We start from the raw sequence: 16656 nt of genomic DNA, 5'->3' as shown, positions 1-16656 counted from the left end.
ACGATGATTCGCGCACCCTTACTGTCGCGCTGGCATGCGCTCGTTTTCCTGATCGTCGCCACGCTGCTGGCGTTCGCGCCGGCGCGCGCCGCCGTGCCCCATGACAGCGCGGTGCCCGCCTACGCGGAAGAGCAGACCATCCTGCAGACCGAAAAGGACCAGCCCGAGCCGGGCTTCGGCTCCACCGCGTCGGGACGCCAGCATTTCGACCGCCACTACATCGTGCCGCCGGGGCACATGACCGAGCAGGACGTCGTGCTGCAGCGCGGCGGCAACACCTGGCGCACGCTGCGCAACGGCCCGTTCGCCATCATCGCCGGCACCATCCTGCTGGTGGTGCCGCTCGGGATCTTCGGCTTCTACCGGCTGGCGGGACCGGCAAAGGAGGAGCACGGGGGCGGCCAGATCGAGCGCTTCACCGGCTGGGAGCGGCTGGTGCACTGGGCGACGGCAATCACCTTCATCGTGCTCGCGCTGTCCGGCATCATCATCATGTTCGGCAAGAAGATAATGCTGCCGTGGATGGGCCACAGCGTCTTCTACTGGTTCGCGCTGATCTCCAAGTACCTGCACAACTTCATCGGTCCGCTGTTCATCGTCTGTTCGCTCCTGATGTTCTTCACCTTCCTCCGGCGCAATCTGTTCAACCGCAACGACTGGCAATGGATCAAGAAGGGCGGCGGCCTCATCCGGCACGAGCACATCCCGGCGGGCTTCTTCAACGCCGGGGAAAAGGTCTGGTTCTGGGTCGGCATCACCCTGCTCGGCCTGCTGATGACAATCACCGGCCTGATGCTCAACTTCCCCTACTTCAAGGGACCGGGCAACACGATGGAGATGACGCGCTATCTGCTCCAGATCGCAAACTACCTGCACATCATCGGCGCCACGCTCTACATCGCGTTCGCCATGGGCCACATCTACATCGGCACCGTGGGCACGCCGGGCGCCTGGCATTCGATGCGATACGGGACGGTGGACGAGGCCTGGGCGCACTCCCACCATGAGCTCTGGTACAACGAGCTGGTCGAGCGGCACCGCAGCGGCGCCCGCCGCCCGGCCGCCGGCGGCGACACCGACGGCGCGCCCGCGTATCCGCGCGGCTGAGCCGGGAAAGGACGAGCATGAGGACGGCACCAACACTTTGCCTCGCATTCGGCATCCTGCTGGGCGGCTGCGACCGCGGCGGCGATGCCGCCAGCGAGGTGCGCCAGACGAAGTTCCCGGGACAGGTCACGTCCGGCGGCCTCACCAGCGGCGAAGTGATGGCCCAGGCGACGCCGAAGCATCCGGCGCCGCCCGCGGCGAACGCGCCGCAGGAAGGCGTGCGCGGCCAGGCGCCGGCCGGCAGCGTCAGCGGCACGCCAAGCATTCCGGAAGGCGCGGGCGGCACGGCGAGCGGCGCGCAGATGGGCGGGACCACGCCGGGCGCGGCCGCCACCCAGGCGCCCCCGGCACCGAGCGGCGGCACCCCGGGCGTACCGCGCCAGGAAGGGAAATGACATGCACGACATCATGCAGCGATACCGTATCGCGCTCGGCCTGGCTTGCGCGCTCGTGAGCGGCGCGGCGCTGGCGAAGCTGCCGGCGCTGACGCCGGAGCAGCAACAGGCGGCGGAAGAGAAAAAGCAGGCGGCGGCGGCGCAGGCCGAGCGGGAGAAGAAGGAGCTGGCCGCATCGATGGACAGCGTGGCCGACCACTGGCGCAAGCGTGCCGCGGAAAACGGCTGGCAAGTCCACCCGCAGCAGCCGGCCGGCGGCGCCGCGGCGAAGCCGCAGGCCACGCAGACGCCCCAGATGCCGGTGCGCAGCGAAAAGGCGGGCACCGCCCCGCCGAGCGAAGACGTCAAGAACCCCGCCGAAAAAGGCAAGTAGCCATACTGGGGAAAGGAGCATCCGATGCTGAGGGGCGCCATGCCGATCGCCGTCGTCATGCAGCGGCATCCGCCGGCCCACCGCTGGTGCGACGGCAGCTGGTCGGTCGCCGCCGTGGTGCCCGGCACGAGCGGTGCCGGCAACAGGCTGCTGGAAGAGGATGGCGAACGCCAGACCTGGCTGATGCCGGGCCTGCGGCTGGAGCTGCACCGCGACGAGGACGACGGCTACTTCGAAAACTGGGCGGCGCCCGAGCCCAAGGTATTCGTGATGTGGCAGATGCGGGACGGCCTGCCGCAGCCCATGCTGGCCTCCGTCAGCTATGGCGAAGGCACGCGCATGCTCGATTCCGGCGACTGCACCGAAGGGGTGCCGATGCCGCCGGAAGTGCATGACTGGCTGAGCGCCTATCTGCAGGCGTATTACCAGCCGAAGCCCCGGCGCGGACGGGAGCACGGCTGACGCCGCGCGCCGGCCGCGATGCGGCAAGCCCTCCCCGCCCGCCGGCCGATCCTCAGATTCCCTTGTCGTTCGGCGCCCTGAACGCTTCCTTCAGTGCCGGCGACACCGCGAAATTCAGGTTCACGTTCTTCGGCGGTATCGGCGACATGAACCATTTCGCGTAGATCTTCTCGATCTCGCCGGAGGTCATCACCTGCGCTATCGTCCTGTCGACCAGCGACTTGAACTGGGGGTCGTCCTTGCGCAGCATCATGCTGTACGGCTCCTGTCGCAGGGATTCGGGGATGATCCTGTAATCGGACGGCGTCTTCGCATTGGCGATCTGACCGGCCAGCAGGATGTCGTCCATGACAAAGGCCGACACGCGGTCGTCGACCAGCAGCAGGAAAGACTCGGCATGATCCTTGCCGTAGATTTCCTTCACTTCCACACTCTTCGTTTTTTCGTATGCCTTGAGCAGCGGCACGGCGGTCGTCCCCGAGGTGGTGGAGATGTTCCTGCCGGCCAGGCCGGCGAGCGAGTCGATGCCCGAGGTCTTCTTCACCGCCGCCGTGACATTGATGAAGAAATAGGTGGGCCCGAACGCCACCTGCTGCTGCCTCGCTACGGAATTAGTAGTAGAGCCGCACTCCAGGTCTATCGTCCCGTTCTGCAGCAGCGGAATGCGGTTGCTCGAGGTGACGGGCTGCAGCGCGACCTTCAGATTGGGCATCTTCAGCTCGGCCCTGACCGCTTCGACGACCTTCTGGCACAGGTCCATCGCGTAGCCGATCGGCTGCTGCCTGTCGTCGAGGTAGGAGAACGGGATGGACGACTCGCGGTGGCCGATGGTGATCGTGCCGGTATCCCTGATCTTCTTCAGCGTGCCGGTGGGCTCCTGGGCCTGGGCGGCGGATACGAGGCAGATGGAGGCCAGCGCGGCGGCGGTCATGAGTTTCATTGCAAATGCTCCCTTTGGGTGAATGCCGAGATGAATGGCGAGGGATATCAGCAAATTGCGTGCCGGAAAAAATGCGCCGGAAAGGTGCGCGCCTTCAGGTGAGGACGAAGCCGTTCGGCTGCAGAACCGCGGGCGGCGAGGTATCGCCGGCGGCCGTCCTGAGATCGATCTCTATCGTGCGGCAGATCGCATCGAGCGGCAGGTCGTTGTCGGAGATGCCGAACGGCTCCTCGATCTCGTCGCCCAGCGCGTCCAGGCCGAAAAAGGTGTAGGCGACGATGGCCACCACCACCGGCGTCATGAAGCCGATCGAATCGACCAGCCCGAACGGCAGCAGGAAGCAGTACAGGTAAGCGGTCCTGTGCAGCAGCAGCGTGTAGGAAAACGGTATCGGCGTCGTGCGCAGCCGCTCGCAGCCGGTGGCCGCCTGCACCATGGACGACAGGGTATGGTCGATCGCCGCCGCCCGCGGCCCGTCGAGCAGGCCGTCGGCCTGCAGCCGCCGCAGGTCGCCGCCCATGCCCAGCATCAGGCGCTGCAGCGCCGCGCGCGGCTCGCCGCAGGCCCGCCACTCCTCCTCCGTCAGGTAGGGCCTGAGCTGCGCCGCGTCGGGCGCGTCGCGCAGCAGCTGCCGCAGCGCGTGGGCATAAGCGATCGCGCGGAAGATCATGCGGGTGCGGATGTCGGCAAGCGGCCGTGCGGCTTCGGGCGCGGGGCCGTCCACGAGGCTCAGGCACTGCCGCGCGAGATTGCGGCAGTCGTGCACCAGCCCGCCCCACAGCCTGCGCCCCTCCCACCAGCGGTCGTAGGCAGTGGCATTGCGAAAGCCGAGGAAGATGGCCAGCGCGAGTCCGATCAGCGAGAACGGAATCGGCGTCAGCGTGATCTTCACGCTGAAGAAGGCGCCGTGCAGCAGCGTCACTGCGACGGCGACGAGGATGTTGGCCGCGAGGACGCGCCGCACGCGCGGCAGGACCGAACCCTTGAGAATGAAGAAAAGCTGGAAACCTGTCGGGCGGTCACGAACGATCATGGGATGCGGGGCGGCGTGGAGACTTTCCTCATGATGCGGCCAGCGCCCGCAGGCCGTCAATGTCGAGCAGCTCTATGCCGCCGCGCGAGAGCCGCACGAGGCCGCGGCTTTCCCATTGCTTGAGGATCTGGTTGACGCTCTGGCGCGACAGCGACAGCATCAGCGCGAGCTGCTCCTGCGAGACGTAGAGCAGGCGCCGGCTGCGGTCCTTCCATTCGCCGTAGCCCTCGGCGATCGACACCAGGCGGCGCGCGAGCCGCCCGGCGGCCGGCAGCAGCGCCCAGTCTTCCAGGACGAGGAAGGTGGTGCGCAGCTTCTGCGTCAGCAGCAGTCCGAACTCGCGCCACCATGCAGGGTTGTCGCGCAAGGCGGCCAGCAGCGGCTGCTGCGGAATGTGGAGCAGCACCGTCGTGCCCTCGGCCCACGCATCGTGGGTGCGCGCCTGGCCGTCGAACAGCGCGATCTCGCCGAACCAGTGCGGCGCCTCGACGATCGCCAGCACGGCTTCCTTGCCCGACTCGGAGATGCCGGCCACGCGCACCGCGCCCTCGACCACGCAGTACAGGCCGTCCGGGGCGTCGCCGCGTGCGAACAGCAAACTGCCGGCATCCATGCGCCTGACGAGCGCCAGGCGTTCGAGCTGCGCGCGCAGGCCGTCGGGCAGCGCCTGAAACCAGCTGCCCGCCCGCATCGTCGCGAGATACCTGTCGATGCCCTGCCCTGCCTGCATGTCCGTGCCCGTTTGCTGTTGCGACGAAAGATTGTCGCCGACTTTGGCCCGGCGTGCAGGCGCTCAGCGTATCAGCAGCTTTCCGGTCCGTACCCGCTGCGGGTGGTCGCCGACCGGCACGCTGGCGACTTCCTTGCCGTCCTCGAAAGAAATCACCGAGACCCGGTCCTGCTCGCTGACCGAGATATAGCAGTACTTGCCGTCCGCGCTTTCGGTCGCCCAGTAGGGCTTGGCCCCGAGCGGCTTATCCGACAGCCGGACGGTGGTGTACCTGAAGCTGGCGCGGTCGACGATGGCCGCATAACCCGACATGGTGGCGGCCACGCACAGCTTCGTGCCCTCGGAATTGATCGCCAGACCATGGTGGGCGGAATTGAGCTGGTACTTGCGGTACGGCAGATCGGCGATCTCCTGCGGCACCGGCAGATCGAGCGCACGCGTCACCTTGTCGGCGGCGACATCGTATTCGAACAGGCCGTGGAAGAAGGAGACCTGGAAATAGACATGCTTTTCATCCGGGGCGACCGCCATCGGCCGCACCGCCTTGTCCACCCAGGGCCGCCCGAACTCGGCCAGCTTGCTGCCCATGTCGACGCGCCGCAGCACCTTGTAGGTTTGCGCGTCGACGATCTGGAACCAGCGGTCGCCCTTGATCCAGTCCAGCCAGGAAGCCGTGGTCGGTACATACACCTTGCCGATGCTGGCGTGATAGATGTGTTTGCCGTCCTTCGAGTAGGTGTTCTCATGGGGCTGGTCGCCCGACTCGAACTCGCCCACGATTTTGCCGGTGGCGGTATCGATCGCGTGCACCTTGCGCGCGGTGGACGCGGACACCAGGAAGATGCGGCCGTCCGGAGAGATCGCCGCATGGTCGGCGCGCACGCCTTCGACCGGCGTGCGCCATGCAATCCTGCCGGTCTCGACCTCGATCGCCACCACGTCCGCGAAGCTCGGCCGCGAGGCATAGATGAACCGGCCGTCGCGGGAGGGGAACAGATCGTCGACGAGCTGGTCATGCCCCTCGCCGATCACGTTGCGGATCAGGTGGAAGGCGGCCCGGCGGGTGATGGCGCCATTCTCGATCTCCTCCATGCGCTCCTTGCGGTCGGGCGCGATGTCGATGCGCTTGAGGACCCGGAAGCTGTGGGGATCGAAGATCTCGGCGGTGCCGTCCCAGTTGCTGCCCACCAGGACGACGTCGCGCAGGCCGTCGGGCTGTTGCGCATGCAGGGAGGTCGACGCCAGCGCGGCGGCGGCAAAGGCAAGGGAGATGTGAAGTCGCATGTCTCGGTGCAGGGATGGTTATCGTTATGCGTCCGGCGTGCGGAACCCTTCCGCTCCGGACCAAGCCAATTCTGCACCGGAGGCGCCCGCGGCAGTGTCGGGTTCCCGACATTTCAGCCGCCGTCCGGCAAGCCTCGGCCTGCCGGTCGCGCGCCACATCTCCCTCGCCGGCGCGGGCGACCCGCACCAAGCCGCCCGGCCGTCCTGCCCGCCGCGGCTCAGCCGCCGTGGTAGTACGTCAGTTCGCCCGTCCTCGGATCGACCACCGGGTAATTGGTGGAGTTGTAGTTGGACTCGGGGTAAGCGCGCAGGCTCTGGCTGGAACCGCCCGACGACTCCATGCCGCGCATGCCGGAACAGGCACTGACCGACAGGACCAGCAGCGTCAGGGGGAGGATGTTCTTCATGGTATTTCTCCTGCAAAGGTGGCGAGAAGCAGCAGTGTGCAGCGCACAAAAACCGCCTACGGATAGCTCACCTTAGAGGCATATCATGAGAAAGCAAGGACTCTCTGCGCCGCGCCCGCGATCGCTGTTTTCAGAGGCGGCGAGGCGATGTTCCGGCAAACCGCGGCAGGTCGCCACGTCCTGGCGCGCCTGATGCTTCCGCTATCTTGCGGCGCATCAGCAAAGTGCGGCGCGGGGGGCCGCAGAGAACGCATGCCGGCCGCCTTCACCGATGCCGGTGCCGATCCTCAAAGCGGCATGCCGCGCCGCGCCGCGAGCCATCCCGGCGGCGCCTGCAGGGCGACCGGCCGCAGGAAGCGATGCATGGCCATCAGACCCACCGAGGTGGTCTGCGGCTGGGTCGACGCGGGCCAGGGGCCGCCGTGGTGCTGCGCCCGCGTCACGGCCACGCCGGTGGGCACGCCGGCGAACAGCACGCGGCCGGCGATCCTGATCGCGCTGCGGACCACGGCCGCGGTGTCGGCATCCTCGTTGTCGGCACCCCAGACGGTCACGGTCAGGCTGCCTCCGATCGCGGCAAGCACCTGCTGCAGCGCCTGCGTCGAGTCCACGGTGACCACCACGCAGGACGGCCCGAAAATTTCCTCGCGCAGTTCGGGATGCCGCAGGAAGGCCTCGGTGCCGATCGCCACCAGGTTGGGCACCGGGTGGCGGTCCGGCGTCTGCTCGCCGGCGGTGAGCCGCCTGGCTTCCGGATGCAGGTTCAGGCGGGCGACGCCTTCGTCGAAGTTGGCGCGCATGGCGGGCGTCAGCATCGCATGCGTGTTCTGCGCGTCCATCGCCTCGGCCAGCTGCCTGATGAAACGGTCCGTCGTCGCGTTCCGGTGGACGATCAGCACACCGGGGCTGGTGCAGAACTGGCCGCAGCCCTGCGCGATGGACGCGGCGAGCGCGGTGGCCAGCGCTTCGCCCTGCGTCTCGAGCGCCGGCGGCAGCGCGACGATGGGATTGATCGAGCCGAGCTCGCCGAAGAACGGGATCGGCGTTTCGCGGGCGTTGATTTCCTTCTGCAGCGCGACGCCTCCGCGATGGGAACCGGTGAACGCCACCGCAGCGATATCCGGATGACGCACCAGGTGCACCCCGACTTCGCGCGATGCGCCGCTGACCATGCCGATCACGCCCGGCGGCGCGCCGCAGCGGCGCACCGCCTCGACAGCGAGGTCGAACACCGCGTTCGAGAGACCGGGATGCGCGGGATGCGCCTTCACCACCACCGGGCAGCCCGCGGCGAGCGCCGACGCCGTATCGCCGCCGAGCACGGAAAACGCGAAAGGAAAATTGCTGGCCGCGAACATCGCGACCGGCCCGAGCGGCACGGCCACGCGCAGCAGCCGCGGACGTCCCGCGGGCGGCGCGCCAGCCACCGCCGGATCGTAGATCACGGCATACGGCTCCCCCGCGTCCACCGCATCGGCGAAGGCGCGCAGCTGATAGGCAGTGCGGTCAAGCTCGCCGCTGAGACGGCCGGCGCCGAGATGACTCTCCGCGTCGGCGAGCGCCACCAGGCGTTCGCGCCCGGCTTCGAGCGCGCTCGCCAGTTCCCTCAGCAGCCCGCTGCGCTGCGCGCCGCCGGACGCGGCCCACTGCTCCGCGGCCTGCAGCGCGGCGTTCACCGCCGCGTCGATCTGCGCGAACGTCGATTCCTGCACCGGGACAGGCGTGATTCCTTCGTTGTCGGACATGATGTTTCTGCTCCAGTTAAAACGTCCCGGACAGGGCCGGGACGCGAATGTTCCACGGACGGCGGCGATCAGCGCACCATGCAGGGCTTCTTGTTGTCGAACTTCCAGCCCGGAATCAGGTATTGCATCGCGATCGCGTCGTCGCGCGCACCGAGGCCGCGGGTCTTGTAGAGCTGGTGCGCCTGCTCCAGCTGCTCCATGTCCAGTTCGACGCCGAGTCCCGGCGCCGTCGGCACGTCGACCATGCCGCCCCGGATGCGCAGCGGCTCTCGGGTGAGGCGCTGCCCGTCCTGCCAGATCCAGTGCGTGTCGATGGCGGTGATGTCGCCCGGCGCGGCGGCGGCGACGTGGGTGAACATCGCCAGCGAGATGTCGAAATGATTGTTGGAGTGCGAGCCCCAGGTCAGCCCCCATTCCTTGCACATCTGGGCGACCCGGACCGAGCCCTGCATGGTCCAGAAATGCGGATCGGCGAGCGGTATGTCCACCGACTGCAGCTGTATCGCATGGCCCATCTCGCGCCAGTCGGTGGCGATCATGTTGGTGGCGGTGCGCAGCCCCGTGGCACGGCGGAACTCGGCCATCACTTCACGTCCCGAGTAGCCGTTCTCGGCGCCGCAGGGGTCTTCCGCATAGGCCAGCACGTCATGCTTGTCGCGGCACAGGCGGATCGCGTCCCGGAGCAGCCATCCTCCGTTCGGATCGAGCGTGATGCGGGCCTGCGGAAAGCGCTCGGCCAGTGCGGTGACGGCTTCCATCTCGTCCTCGCCGCGCAGCACGCCGCCCTTGAGCTTGAAATCGTTGAAGCCGTAGCGCTGCCAGGCCGCCTCGGCCAGGCGCACGATCGCCTCCGGCGTCAGCGCCTTCTCATGCCGCAGCCGGAACCAGTCGTCGCCGGCGTCCGGCTCGCTCCGGTAAGGCAGGTCCGTCGCCTTGCGGTCGCCCACGTAGAACAGATAGCCCAGCATCTCCACCTTGTCGCGCTGCTGCCCCTCGCCCAGCAAGGCGGCGACCGGTACGCCGAGGAACTTGCCGGCGAGGTCGAGCAAGGCCGCCTCGAGCGCGGTGACGGCATGGATGGTGATGCGCAGGTCGAAGGTCTGCAGGCCGCGCCCGCCGGCATCGCGGTCGGCGAAGGCATTGCGCACGCCATTGAGAATGCCGTTCCAGTTGCCGATGGTCTGTCCCACCACCATGGCGCGCGCGTCTTCCAGGGTCTGCCGGATGCGCTCGCCGCCCGGCACCTCGCCGACGCCGGTGTTACCGCTGCTGTCGGTGAGGATGACGATGTTGCGGGTGAAGAACGGGCCATGGGCGCCGCTCAGATTGAGCAGCATGCCGTCATGGCCGGCCACGGGGATGACCCGCATGTCGGTGACGACGGGCGCGCCGCGCACGGCTTGCGTAGGATTGAATGCTGACATGGGTATTTCCAGTTCGGTGAGTGGTGTCCTCCCGATGAAGGAGGACGGCTGATCAGTCGAGTTCTATCCTGCCCGCCTCGATCACCTGCTTCCAGCGCGCCAGCTCCTGCGCCTGGAACTTCGCGAACTCCTCCGGCGAGTTGGCGACGATCTCAAAGCCCTGTTCTGTCAGGCGCTTGCTGATCTCGGGATCCCTGAGCGACCCGACCACCGCGTTGTAGAGCTTCGTCTTGACGTCGGCCGGCAACCCCTTCGGCGCGGCGACGCCCTGCCAGGAATAGACGTCGACTTCCTTCACGCCCAGCTCCGACAGCGTCGGCACCTGGGGCAGCAGCGGCGAACGCTTGTCGCCGGTGATGGCCAGCGCCTTGAGCTTGCCGCTCTTGATGTGGCCGGCCACGACGTTGAGGTTCTGGAAGGAGACGTCCGCGTGCCCGCCGATCAGGTCGGAGATCGCCGGCGCGCCGCCCTTGTACGGGACGTGGATGCCGCTGGTGCCCGTCTTCTGCCAGAACAGCGCGGCCGTCAGGTGGTCGGACGAGCCGGCGCCCGAGGTGGCGAAGGTGACCTTCTCCGGATTCTTCTTCAGATGCGCGATCAGTTCGTTGAGCTGATTGGCCGGAAAGGCGGGCGTCGCCACCAGCACGTTGGGCGCGCGCACGGCCACCGTCAGCAGGTCGAAGTCCTTCGACGGATCGTAGACCATCTTCTTCTGCAGAACAGGGTTGACCGAGTACACGCCGATCGAGGCCACCATGAAGGTATAGCCGTCGGGGGCGGCGTTCTTCACGTAGCCGGCGCCGATCGCGCCGGTGGCGCCGGGGCGGTTCTCCACCACGATCTGCTGTCCGAGCGTCTGCGACATCTTCGCGCCCATGGTGCGCGCGATGGCGTCGGTGGAGCCGCCGGGCGGGAACGGCACGACCGCCATGATCGGTTTTTCAGGATAGGCCGCGTGCGCGGATGCGACGGCCGCGAGGCCGAGAAACAGTGCGGCGAGCATTTTCTTCATCATTGTCTCCTTGGTCCTTGAATGGATCGTGTGGTGATTACTGAGGGCCCAGCTTGTTCATCAGTGCGCGAAGCTCCTCGACTTCCGCCGCCTTGAGATCCGACAGCGGAGGACGCACCGGCCCGGCGCCGTGGCCGATGATGGTGGCGCCCGCCTTCACGATGCTCACCGCGTAGCCCTGCCCGCGGTTGCGGAGCTCGAGATAAGGCAGGAAGAAGTCGCGGATCAGACGGTCGGTGGTGGCAGTGTCGCCGGCGGCGTGCGCCTTGTAGAACGCCATCGCCGTGCGCGGAATGAAGTTGAATACGGCGGACGAATACACCGGCACGCCCATCGCCTTGTACGCCCCCGCAAACACTTCCGCGGTCGGCAAGCCGCCGAGATAGGCGAAACGGTCGCCGAGCTGCAGGCGGATCGCCACCATCGATTCGATGTCGCCGATGCCGTCCTTGAATCCGATCAGGTTGGGGCAGGTATCCGCCAGCTGCTGCAGGGACGCCGGCGTCAGCCGGCAGGCGCCGCGGTTGTAGACGATCACGCCGAAGCTCACGCTGCGGCACACGGCCTGCACATGCGCGACCAGGCCTTCCTGCGTCGCCTCGGTCAGGTAATGCGGCAGCAGCAGTACGCCCTGCGCGCCGAGACGTTCCGCCTCCTGCGCGTATTTGATCGCGAGGGTCGTGCCGCCGCCGGCACCGGCGATGATCGGCATGCGTCCGCGGCAGGTCTCCACGGCGGTCGCGACCACGCGCGAATACTCCTCCGGCTCCAGCGAAAAGAATTCGCCCGTACCGCCAGCGGCAAACAGCGCGGACGCGCCGTAAGGCATCAGCCACTCGAGACGCTCGGCATAACGGCCGGGATGGAAAGTGAGATTGGCGTCGAAGTCGGTCAGCGGAAACGAGAGCAGTCCGCTTTCCAGTACGCGCTTGAGTTCTTGAGCTTGCATGGCTTGCCTTTCGATGGGTGAATGCCTGATCAGCGGGGCCCTCGTGTCCTGATGTCTCCTGGTCGCCATGTCTTCCTCATGGGGAGGAGCCGCCGCTGCCGCGCGTCGATGGAAGGGCTGCCAGTCCAGTCCGGCACTTCTATGGTACCGCTACCATCCGCGAGTGAGATGAATGGTAGCGGTACCAAACAGACGTGTCAAACAGTTTTTTGGGAAACAAAAATGGCGTCAGGCGCTGGCGCGTTCGACGATGGAAAAGCCGATGTCCTGGACGGGTTGATCGGGAGTACGTCCCGCTACCCGCTCGATGATGAGCCTCGCCGCGAGCCGGCCGATGGCGGTGCCGTCTATGCGCACCGTGGTCAGCGCCGGATGGAGGTCGCGTGCGAAACCAAGATCGCCGAAGCCGATCACCGCCAGATCGTCCGGCACCCTGACGCCGGACGCCTGGGCTTCGGTGAGGACGCCGAGCGCGAGCAGATCGGAGCTGCAAAACACGGCGTCGATTTCCGGCGAGCGGTCGAGCAGTTCGCGCAGCGCCGCGCGGCCGCTGCCGAGCGTGGTCGGCGCGGGCACGGCGACGGCCGGCGGCGCGCTTTTCCGCTTGCCGCCAATGCCGAGTTCGACGGCCGCTTCGTCGAACGCGCGATGCCGGCGCACTGCCCGTTCATCGTTGCCGTGGATCGAGGCAACGCGGCGCCGTCCGCGTTGCTTCAGGAACGCCGCGACCGCCTTGCCGATGGCTTCATGCGAAAACCCGACGAGCATGTCGATCGGCGTCGGCGTGAGGTCCCAGGTCTCCACCACGGGGATGCCGCTCGACACAAGCCGGCGACGGCCCTCTGGCGAGCGCATGATGCCGGTCAGGACGACGCCGTCCGGACGACGGCCGATGATTGCCTCCAGCAGGGCATCCTCCCGCGAGTCGGCATATCCGCTCTGGCCGAGCATCAGCTGATAGCCATGCTCCGCGAGGGATTCCGTCAGCGATTGCACGGTCTCGAGGAAGACCGGCCCCGAGACGGTGGGCACCACCGCCGCAACCAGCCGGCTCCGGCTCGATGCCAGCCCGCCGGCGAGCATGTTGGGGACGTAGCCCGTCTGCGCCACCGCATCCCGCACCTTGCGCAATACCTCCGGCGACACCGCGTCCGGCGTGTTGAGCGCGCGCGAGGCGGTGATCGGCGCCACGCCCGCGAGCTTCGCGACATCGCGCAGGGTGATCCCGCCGGCGCTGCGGCGAACGCGCCGCTGGCGCGCCGGGTCCTTCTCTTCCGGTTCGGGTTTTCTTGTCATGGGGCGAGATTATAGCGGCCGCCCGGTTGTCGCCGGCAATATCGCCGAACGTGACATACCTGCATTAACACTCCTGCATGAGCGAAGTTTTAACCGTGCCGCTCCGGGCTTCAATTGCTTCGCGTTCAAACGATGAGCCTGTAAGATGCATTCTTTCCGCACAGGATGATGTATGCATTACCAAGACATTTTTGCATTAGTCGTACTCGTCTTCATCGCAAGCGCTTTCGCCGCCTGGCTGGTCTTCCAGGCAGGACGCCTGAACGGATTTCGGGCCGGACTCGAAGAAGGCGCCGGCCGCAGTCGCAAGGCGCAGCACCTGCGCGGCATGGCCGACGGCTACGCGATGGCGCTGCAACACACACCTGCCCAGCGCGATGAATACATGCGCAATGTGCTGCTGAAACTCGGCACCATCACGGAAGCCGACATGGAAGCGGACCGGGCCCGCCGCCGTGCGCGCGAAGAGGCAATGGCCAGCCTTTCCAGGTTCGACTGAGAGCGCCTGACAAAGCTTCTCGACGGACCTCCGACAGATGAGTGCGCGGGCAAGCGTAAGAACGGCTTGGCGGATGTCGGCTCGCCGCTCACAGCGGAGGATGCGCAGTTTGCGGAAACGGTGTAGCCCCCAGGGGGCGTTCAACAACCGGACGCCAGCGGCCGAGCCTTTCGCGTGACTACGCGCTGTGGCGTGCGAAGCGTGCTGATATCCCTCGTCGGCGCAGCCAAGCCTGGCTACTAGCGGCAGCCCACGCTGATCTACCAATAAATGGTGTTTGCGGCCGAGCTTGCTGCGATCAGTCTGCTTTCGGTCGGTATGCTCCCCACCCTGAATGCTGGGACGCTGGCTGCGTCAAGTGCTTGGGCCATAGCATCAGTACGTCTGCGAACTCGGCTGTCATCTTAGCGCCAGAACTGCGTGTGTGTACTTCCGCTATTGACCCAAACCGGGAGTATCCGCTTCCCGAAAGCGGTCGCTCACGGTTCACTTACATATCGGCTGCGGCGACGATAAATTTTGTTCGTTCATGAAGTCATCTTCTCCGAGGGCGGACGCTCAACTAGTACGCTTGCGTGGCTGCGTCCAGGGACGAGCTAAAACTCTGTGATGTCAGAAATCCCGAATTTTTCGCTACCGGGACTGGCATAAGTAACGACGCACGTTTTCTGGTTGAACGGCGTGGTTAGCTAACGAAGCGGTGCCCCGCTCTCCTCCCAGCACGTTTCTGCGGACACGGCAGGGCAGCCGATTTTCCAATGAAGTCGCAGCGGCGCTAAGAGTCGCTGCCAATCTGTAGTCGTTGTTGTTGGTACAAAAAGTACGCTTCAATAAGCCTCCACGATCCAGGCTCTTGATAACAGCTCGCTGCCGGCTGCCTCCATTGAGCTCATGCCTTGCATTCGACAAGCATAGTATTTGGGCTGATGAGCGGCATCGAGGTGGCGGACCCTGAGAATGCGCCGCCCGCTGGACTCCATGCGCCTCCAACGGATCCTGTTCCATATTGACCGAGATATTGAGATCCACGGCTATTCAGGACAACGTATCCTTTTGGGCATACCTCTCCTGCCTTTTCCAGACACGCATCAGCTACAGCTGCTCCGCAGCGAATAGCGTGGGCAGCTGTACCGTTCGGGCCTACGATTTGCCTAGACGTGGCACAGCCTGCAAGGAACGCAATAACGAGGAGCCCGAAGGAAGCTTTCATAGGTAAAAGTGAGGTAGAGTCAATAGAAGGTGCACGTACGTTAAGTGATTCAGCTTGCGTTCTCGTTGGGCAAGATCAGAACGGACGCAAGTCGGCGCGGTTTGATGACCTGTCACGGACTTCTCATGATTGGGTCAGTAGTGACCTACTGCGCTCGCACCTTGCAGGGACCCATGCTGAAAACAAAAATTGCTCGATAGGCACCTTTATCTGAGGCTAATGGAATGCCCACATTCTGGAGCAGGTCATTGGCATGGCTTCAAGAAACCGAATGCGCGGTCGGATCGAATTTGAGAACTGAGCGGAGTAGCGACTATGGGATCGCGCTTAGGCGAGCAAACAAGCCGCCGAAGAAGGGGGCCTCTGCCCACGAAAGTCCGCTTCTGGCCGCAGGCCCGCGCCTTCTCCACGCGCGCGACGAGGCTTCCCTCCATTGCTAAAACCACTGCAAGCGTTGCTCGTTGGCAGCGTTTGCGGGCCGTTCCTGCTCTCTTCTGTGGCGACCGGTTGCCGGTTCCATCCTTCCTTTGATTTTCTTCGATCCAGGCGTCCCGCGCGTTTGCATTTTCTTAACTCCCTGAGGCCTGCTCGCGCGGAAACTTTTCTCCAACGCTACCCGGCACGGTGCCTGTAGCGATGTCTATCGACTGTTCATAGGGAGAAAGAGAATGCTTGCAAAGAAAAAAATCGCGGGGCTACTGACGGTGGCGGCACTCCTGGCTGCATGCGGTGGTGGCGGCGGCGGCGATGACAACACGACGCGTCCGGCAACTGGCGGCACGCCGTCGAGCGGCAGCGACAGCGGCGGCACCCCGACGGGTGGCGGCGATACCTCCACCCCGCCGGGCGGCGGCAATCAGAATCCCGGAACGCAGCAACCCGACAACGGCGGCGGCCAGCAGGTGAACGATACGAAGCTGCAGGGACAGCTCGCGATCGTCGCCGATCAGCTGGTGTTCCTGAAGGCTGACCGCAACTACTACAACGCGATCCAGCTGGAAGAGTTCGAGACCGGCGGCGGCCTGCTCGACGCCGCCGCGGGCGCCACCGGCAACGAAACCAGGCCGGCGAACGACATGGAAGACGGCATCGAGTGGATCGCCCCGACCGTGACCGCACCGGCTGCTCCGTTTGCCTCGGTCGGCTTCCGTATCGACCGGTTCGTGCAGACGACCGAGACCGTCACGTCCGTCGGCAACCAGACCGCCGTCGGCCGGCTCGCGTTCAGGCTCGTCGAACTGCAGTCCTCGCCGGATATCGGCACCAACGAGGTCCCCGAGGAACTGAGCTTCGTCGTGGAAGGCGTCGAGCTGAGCACATCCGAGCAGGGCCTGCTGTCGGCACGCGTGCGTGAGAATTCGCTGATCCATGTACGCGGTCGCACCGCGGCAGGCAATGAAATCAGCGCGAGTTTCCCGGCCAATCCGCAGTCCGTGCGCCTGGCGCCCGCGTCCCAGGTGCTCGACAACTACGGCGACGAGACCAGCACCGTGCTGCTGTTCGACCTGGAGCAGGCCTTCGCCCAGGCCGCTGACCGTCTGCCCGGCATCGAGCTTCTGTCCGGCCAGTTCGCCATGGCACTGACGCTGTCGGCGGCCGACCTTATCCGTCCCGCGTCGGCAGGGCTGCAGCGCGACGAACTCGACGGCGAGTCGATCACCGTCGGCAGCCAGCCCGCGGTGACCGGCGACGGCATCAGCGGCACTGCCTGGATCCGCGCCTATCCGCGCAACCCGTCCTGAGTCGCCATCCGCCGCGCGGGGTGGAACACCGCCTCGCGCGGCTCTGCG

Annotated in this window: 16 protein-coding genes; 6 read left to right on the top strand and 10 right to left on the bottom strand. The window is 66.0% G+C overall.

Annotation, left to right across the window (positions count from 1 at the left end; genetic code table 11):
• Positions 1 to 3 precede the first annotated feature (3 nt).
• From NCCP691_RS01300 to NCCP691_RS01285, 4 genes are read left to right on the top strand one after another with little or no spacing between them, the layout of a single operon-like run.
• On the top strand, positions 4 to 1107 hold the full coding sequence (locus NCCP691_RS01300; RefSeq protein WP_220806422.1) for a formate dehydrogenase subunit gamma: 1104 nt from the start codon (positions 4 to 6) through the stop codon (positions 1105 to 1107).
• 17 nt (positions 1108 to 1124) lie between these two features.
• Positions 1125 to 1502 carry a hypothetical protein gene (locus NCCP691_RS01295; protein ID WP_220806421.1) on the top strand — a complete coding sequence of 126 codons (378 nt, stop codon included), beginning with the start codon at positions 1125 to 1127 and terminating at the stop codon, positions 1500 to 1502.
• Position 1503: 1 nt separating this feature from the next.
• The gene (locus NCCP691_RS01290) at positions 1504 to 1875 is read left to right on the top strand and encodes a hypothetical protein (protein WP_220806420.1); all 372 of its coding nucleotides are present in this window, start codon (positions 1504 to 1506) and stop codon (positions 1873 to 1875) included.
• Between the two features lie 24 nt (positions 1876 to 1899).
• Positions 1900 to 2337: a DUF3305 domain-containing protein gene (locus NCCP691_RS01285; RefSeq protein ID WP_220806419.1), complete on the top strand. Its 438-nt coding sequence runs from the start codon at positions 1900 to 1902 to the stop codon at positions 2335 to 2337.
• Between the two features lie 52 nt (positions 2338 to 2389).
• Here NCCP691_RS01285 and NCCP691_RS01280 read toward each other — a convergent pair whose 3' ends face one another.
• The 10 genes from NCCP691_RS01280 to NCCP691_RS01235 form a co-directional block, all read right to left on the bottom strand.
• Positions 2390 to 3277, bottom strand: coding sequence for a transporter substrate-binding domain-containing protein (locus NCCP691_RS01280; protein WP_220806418.1), 888 nt, complete (start codon positions 3275 to 3277; stop codon positions 2390 to 2392).
• A gap of 94 nt (positions 3278 to 3371) precedes the next feature.
• Positions 3372 to 4310 (bottom strand): bestrophin family protein, encoded by a 939-nt coding sequence (locus NCCP691_RS01275; RefSeq protein WP_220806417.1) that lies wholly within the window; start codon positions 4308 to 4310, stop codon positions 3372 to 3374.
• A 28-nt stretch (positions 4311 to 4338) separates the two neighbouring features.
• Positions 4339 to 5040 carry a Crp/Fnr family transcriptional regulator gene (locus tag NCCP691_RS01270; RefSeq protein WP_220806416.1) on the bottom strand — a complete coding sequence of 234 codons (702 nt, stop codon included), beginning with the start codon at positions 5038 to 5040 and terminating at the stop codon, positions 4339 to 4341.
• Positions 5041 to 5103: 63 nt separating this feature from the next.
• The gene (locus NCCP691_RS01265) at positions 5104 to 6324 is read right to left on the bottom strand and encodes a YncE family protein (RefSeq protein ID WP_220806415.1); all 1221 of its coding nucleotides are present in this window, start codon (positions 6322 to 6324) and stop codon (positions 5104 to 5106) included.
• 218 nt (positions 6325 to 6542) lie between these two features.
• A complete protein-coding gene (locus NCCP691_RS01260) occupies positions 6543 to 6731 on the bottom strand; it encodes a hypothetical protein (protein WP_220806414.1) in 189 nt (62 codons plus the stop codon).
• A 287-nt stretch (positions 6732 to 7018) separates the two neighbouring features.
• Positions 7019 to 8476, bottom strand: a complete 1458-nt coding sequence (locus NCCP691_RS01255) for an aldehyde dehydrogenase (NADP(+)) (protein WP_220806413.1) — start codon at positions 8474 to 8476, stop codon at positions 7019 to 7021.
• Positions 8477 to 8544: 68 nt separating this feature from the next.
• A complete protein-coding gene (gudD, locus tag NCCP691_RS01250) occupies positions 8545 to 9900 on the bottom strand; it encodes a glucarate dehydratase (protein WP_220806412.1) in 1356 nt (451 codons plus the stop codon).
• 52 nt (positions 9901 to 9952) lie between these two features.
• Positions 9953 to 10903, bottom strand: a complete 951-nt coding sequence (locus NCCP691_RS01245) for a Bug family tripartite tricarboxylate transporter substrate binding protein (protein WP_220806538.1) — start codon at positions 10901 to 10903, stop codon at positions 9953 to 9955.
• A 46-nt stretch (positions 10904 to 10949) separates the two neighbouring features.
• Positions 10950 to 11861, bottom strand: a complete 912-nt coding sequence (kdgD, locus tag NCCP691_RS01240) for a 5-dehydro-4-deoxyglucarate dehydratase (protein WP_220806411.1) — start codon at positions 11859 to 11861, stop codon at positions 10950 to 10952.
• 228 nt (positions 11862 to 12089) lie between these two features.
• The gene (locus tag NCCP691_RS01235; protein ID WP_220806410.1) at positions 12090 to 13157 is read right to left on the bottom strand and encodes a LacI family DNA-binding transcriptional regulator; all 1068 of its coding nucleotides are present in this window, start codon (positions 13155 to 13157) and stop codon (positions 12090 to 12092) included.
• A 172-nt stretch (positions 13158 to 13329) separates the two neighbouring features.
• On the opposite strand from NCCP691_RS01235, the gene NCCP691_RS01230 reads away from it, so the two are divergent.
• Together NCCP691_RS01230 and NCCP691_RS01225 are read left to right on the top strand one after the other, a co-directional pair.
• Positions 13330 to 13656 (top strand): hypothetical protein, encoded by a 327-nt coding sequence (locus NCCP691_RS01230; RefSeq protein WP_220806409.1) that lies wholly within the window; start codon positions 13330 to 13332, stop codon positions 13654 to 13656.
• 1878 nt (positions 13657 to 15534) lie between these two features.
• On the top strand, positions 15535 to 16608 hold the full coding sequence (locus tag NCCP691_RS01225; protein WP_220806408.1) for a hypothetical protein: 1074 nt from the start codon (positions 15535 to 15537) through the stop codon (positions 16606 to 16608).
• Positions 16609 to 16656 lie beyond the last annotated feature (48 nt).

It is taken from the genome of Noviherbaspirillum aridicola, from assembly GCF_019656455.1.
GTDB classification, from domain to species: Bacteria; Pseudomonadota; Gammaproteobacteria; order Burkholderiales; family Burkholderiaceae_D; genus Noviherbaspirillum; species Noviherbaspirillum aridicola.
The sequence above is the reverse complement of the archived record's forward strand: the minus strand, read 5'-3'. Positions and strand labels throughout refer to the sequence as shown.

What these genes read in the sequence shown, in the direction of transcription:
- NCCP691_RS01255 (WP_220806413.1), bottom strand. Translation starts at nt 8,476, where the DNA reads ATGTCCGACAACGAAGGAATCACGCCTGTCCCGGTGCAGGAATCGACG.
- gudD (WP_220806412.1), bottom strand. Translation starts at nt 9,900, where the DNA reads ATGTCAGCATTCAATCCTACGCAAGCCGTGCGCGGCGCGCCCGTCGTC.
- NCCP691_RS01230 (WP_220806409.1), top strand. Translation starts at nt 13,330, where the DNA reads ATGCATTACCAAGACATTTTTGCATTAGTCGTACTCGTCTTCATCGCA.
- NCCP691_RS01300 (WP_220806422.1), top strand. Translation starts at nt 4, where the DNA reads ATGATTCGCGCACCCTTACTGTCGCGCTGGCATGCGCTCGTTTTCCTG.
- NCCP691_RS01290 (WP_220806420.1), top strand. Translation starts at nt 1,504, where the DNA reads ATGCACGACATCATGCAGCGATACCGTATCGCGCTCGGCCTGGCTTGC.
- NCCP691_RS01270 (WP_220806416.1), bottom strand. Translation starts at nt 5,040, where the DNA reads ATGCAGGCAGGGCAGGGCATCGACAGGTATCTCGCGACGATGCGGGCG.
- NCCP691_RS01280 (WP_220806418.1), bottom strand. Translation starts at nt 3,277, where the DNA reads ATGAAACTCATGACCGCCGCCGCGCTGGCCTCCATCTGCCTCGTATCC.
- kdgD (WP_220806411.1), bottom strand. Translation starts at nt 11,861, where the DNA reads ATGCAAGCTCAAGAACTCAAGCGCGTACTGGAAAGCGGACTGCTCTCG.
- NCCP691_RS01225 (WP_220806408.1), top strand. Translation starts at nt 15,535, where the DNA reads ATGCTTGCAAAGAAAAAAATCGCGGGGCTACTGACGGTGGCGGCACTC.
- NCCP691_RS01275 (WP_220806417.1), bottom strand. Translation starts at nt 4,310, where the DNA reads ATGATCGTTCGTGACCGCCCGACAGGTTTCCAGCTTTTCTTCATTCTC.
- NCCP691_RS01260 (WP_220806414.1), bottom strand. Translation starts at nt 6,731, where the DNA reads ATGAAGAACATCCTCCCCCTGACGCTGCTGGTCCTGTCGGTCAGTGCC.
- NCCP691_RS01235 (WP_220806410.1), bottom strand. Translation starts at nt 13,157, where the DNA reads ATGACAAGAAAACCCGAACCGGAAGAGAAGGACCCGGCGCGCCAGCGG.
- NCCP691_RS01285 (WP_220806419.1), top strand. Translation starts at nt 1,900, where the DNA reads ATGCTGAGGGGCGCCATGCCGATCGCCGTCGTCATGCAGCGGCATCCG.
- NCCP691_RS01245 (WP_220806538.1), bottom strand. Translation starts at nt 10,903, where the DNA reads ATGCTCGCCGCACTGTTTCTCGGCCTCGCGGCCGTCGCATCCGCGCAC.
- NCCP691_RS01265 (WP_220806415.1), bottom strand. Translation starts at nt 6,324, where the DNA reads ATGCGACTTCACATCTCCCTTGCCTTTGCCGCCGCCGCGCTGGCGTCG.
- NCCP691_RS01295 (WP_220806421.1), top strand. Translation starts at nt 1,125, where the DNA reads ATGAGGACGGCACCAACACTTTGCCTCGCATTCGGCATCCTGCTGGGC.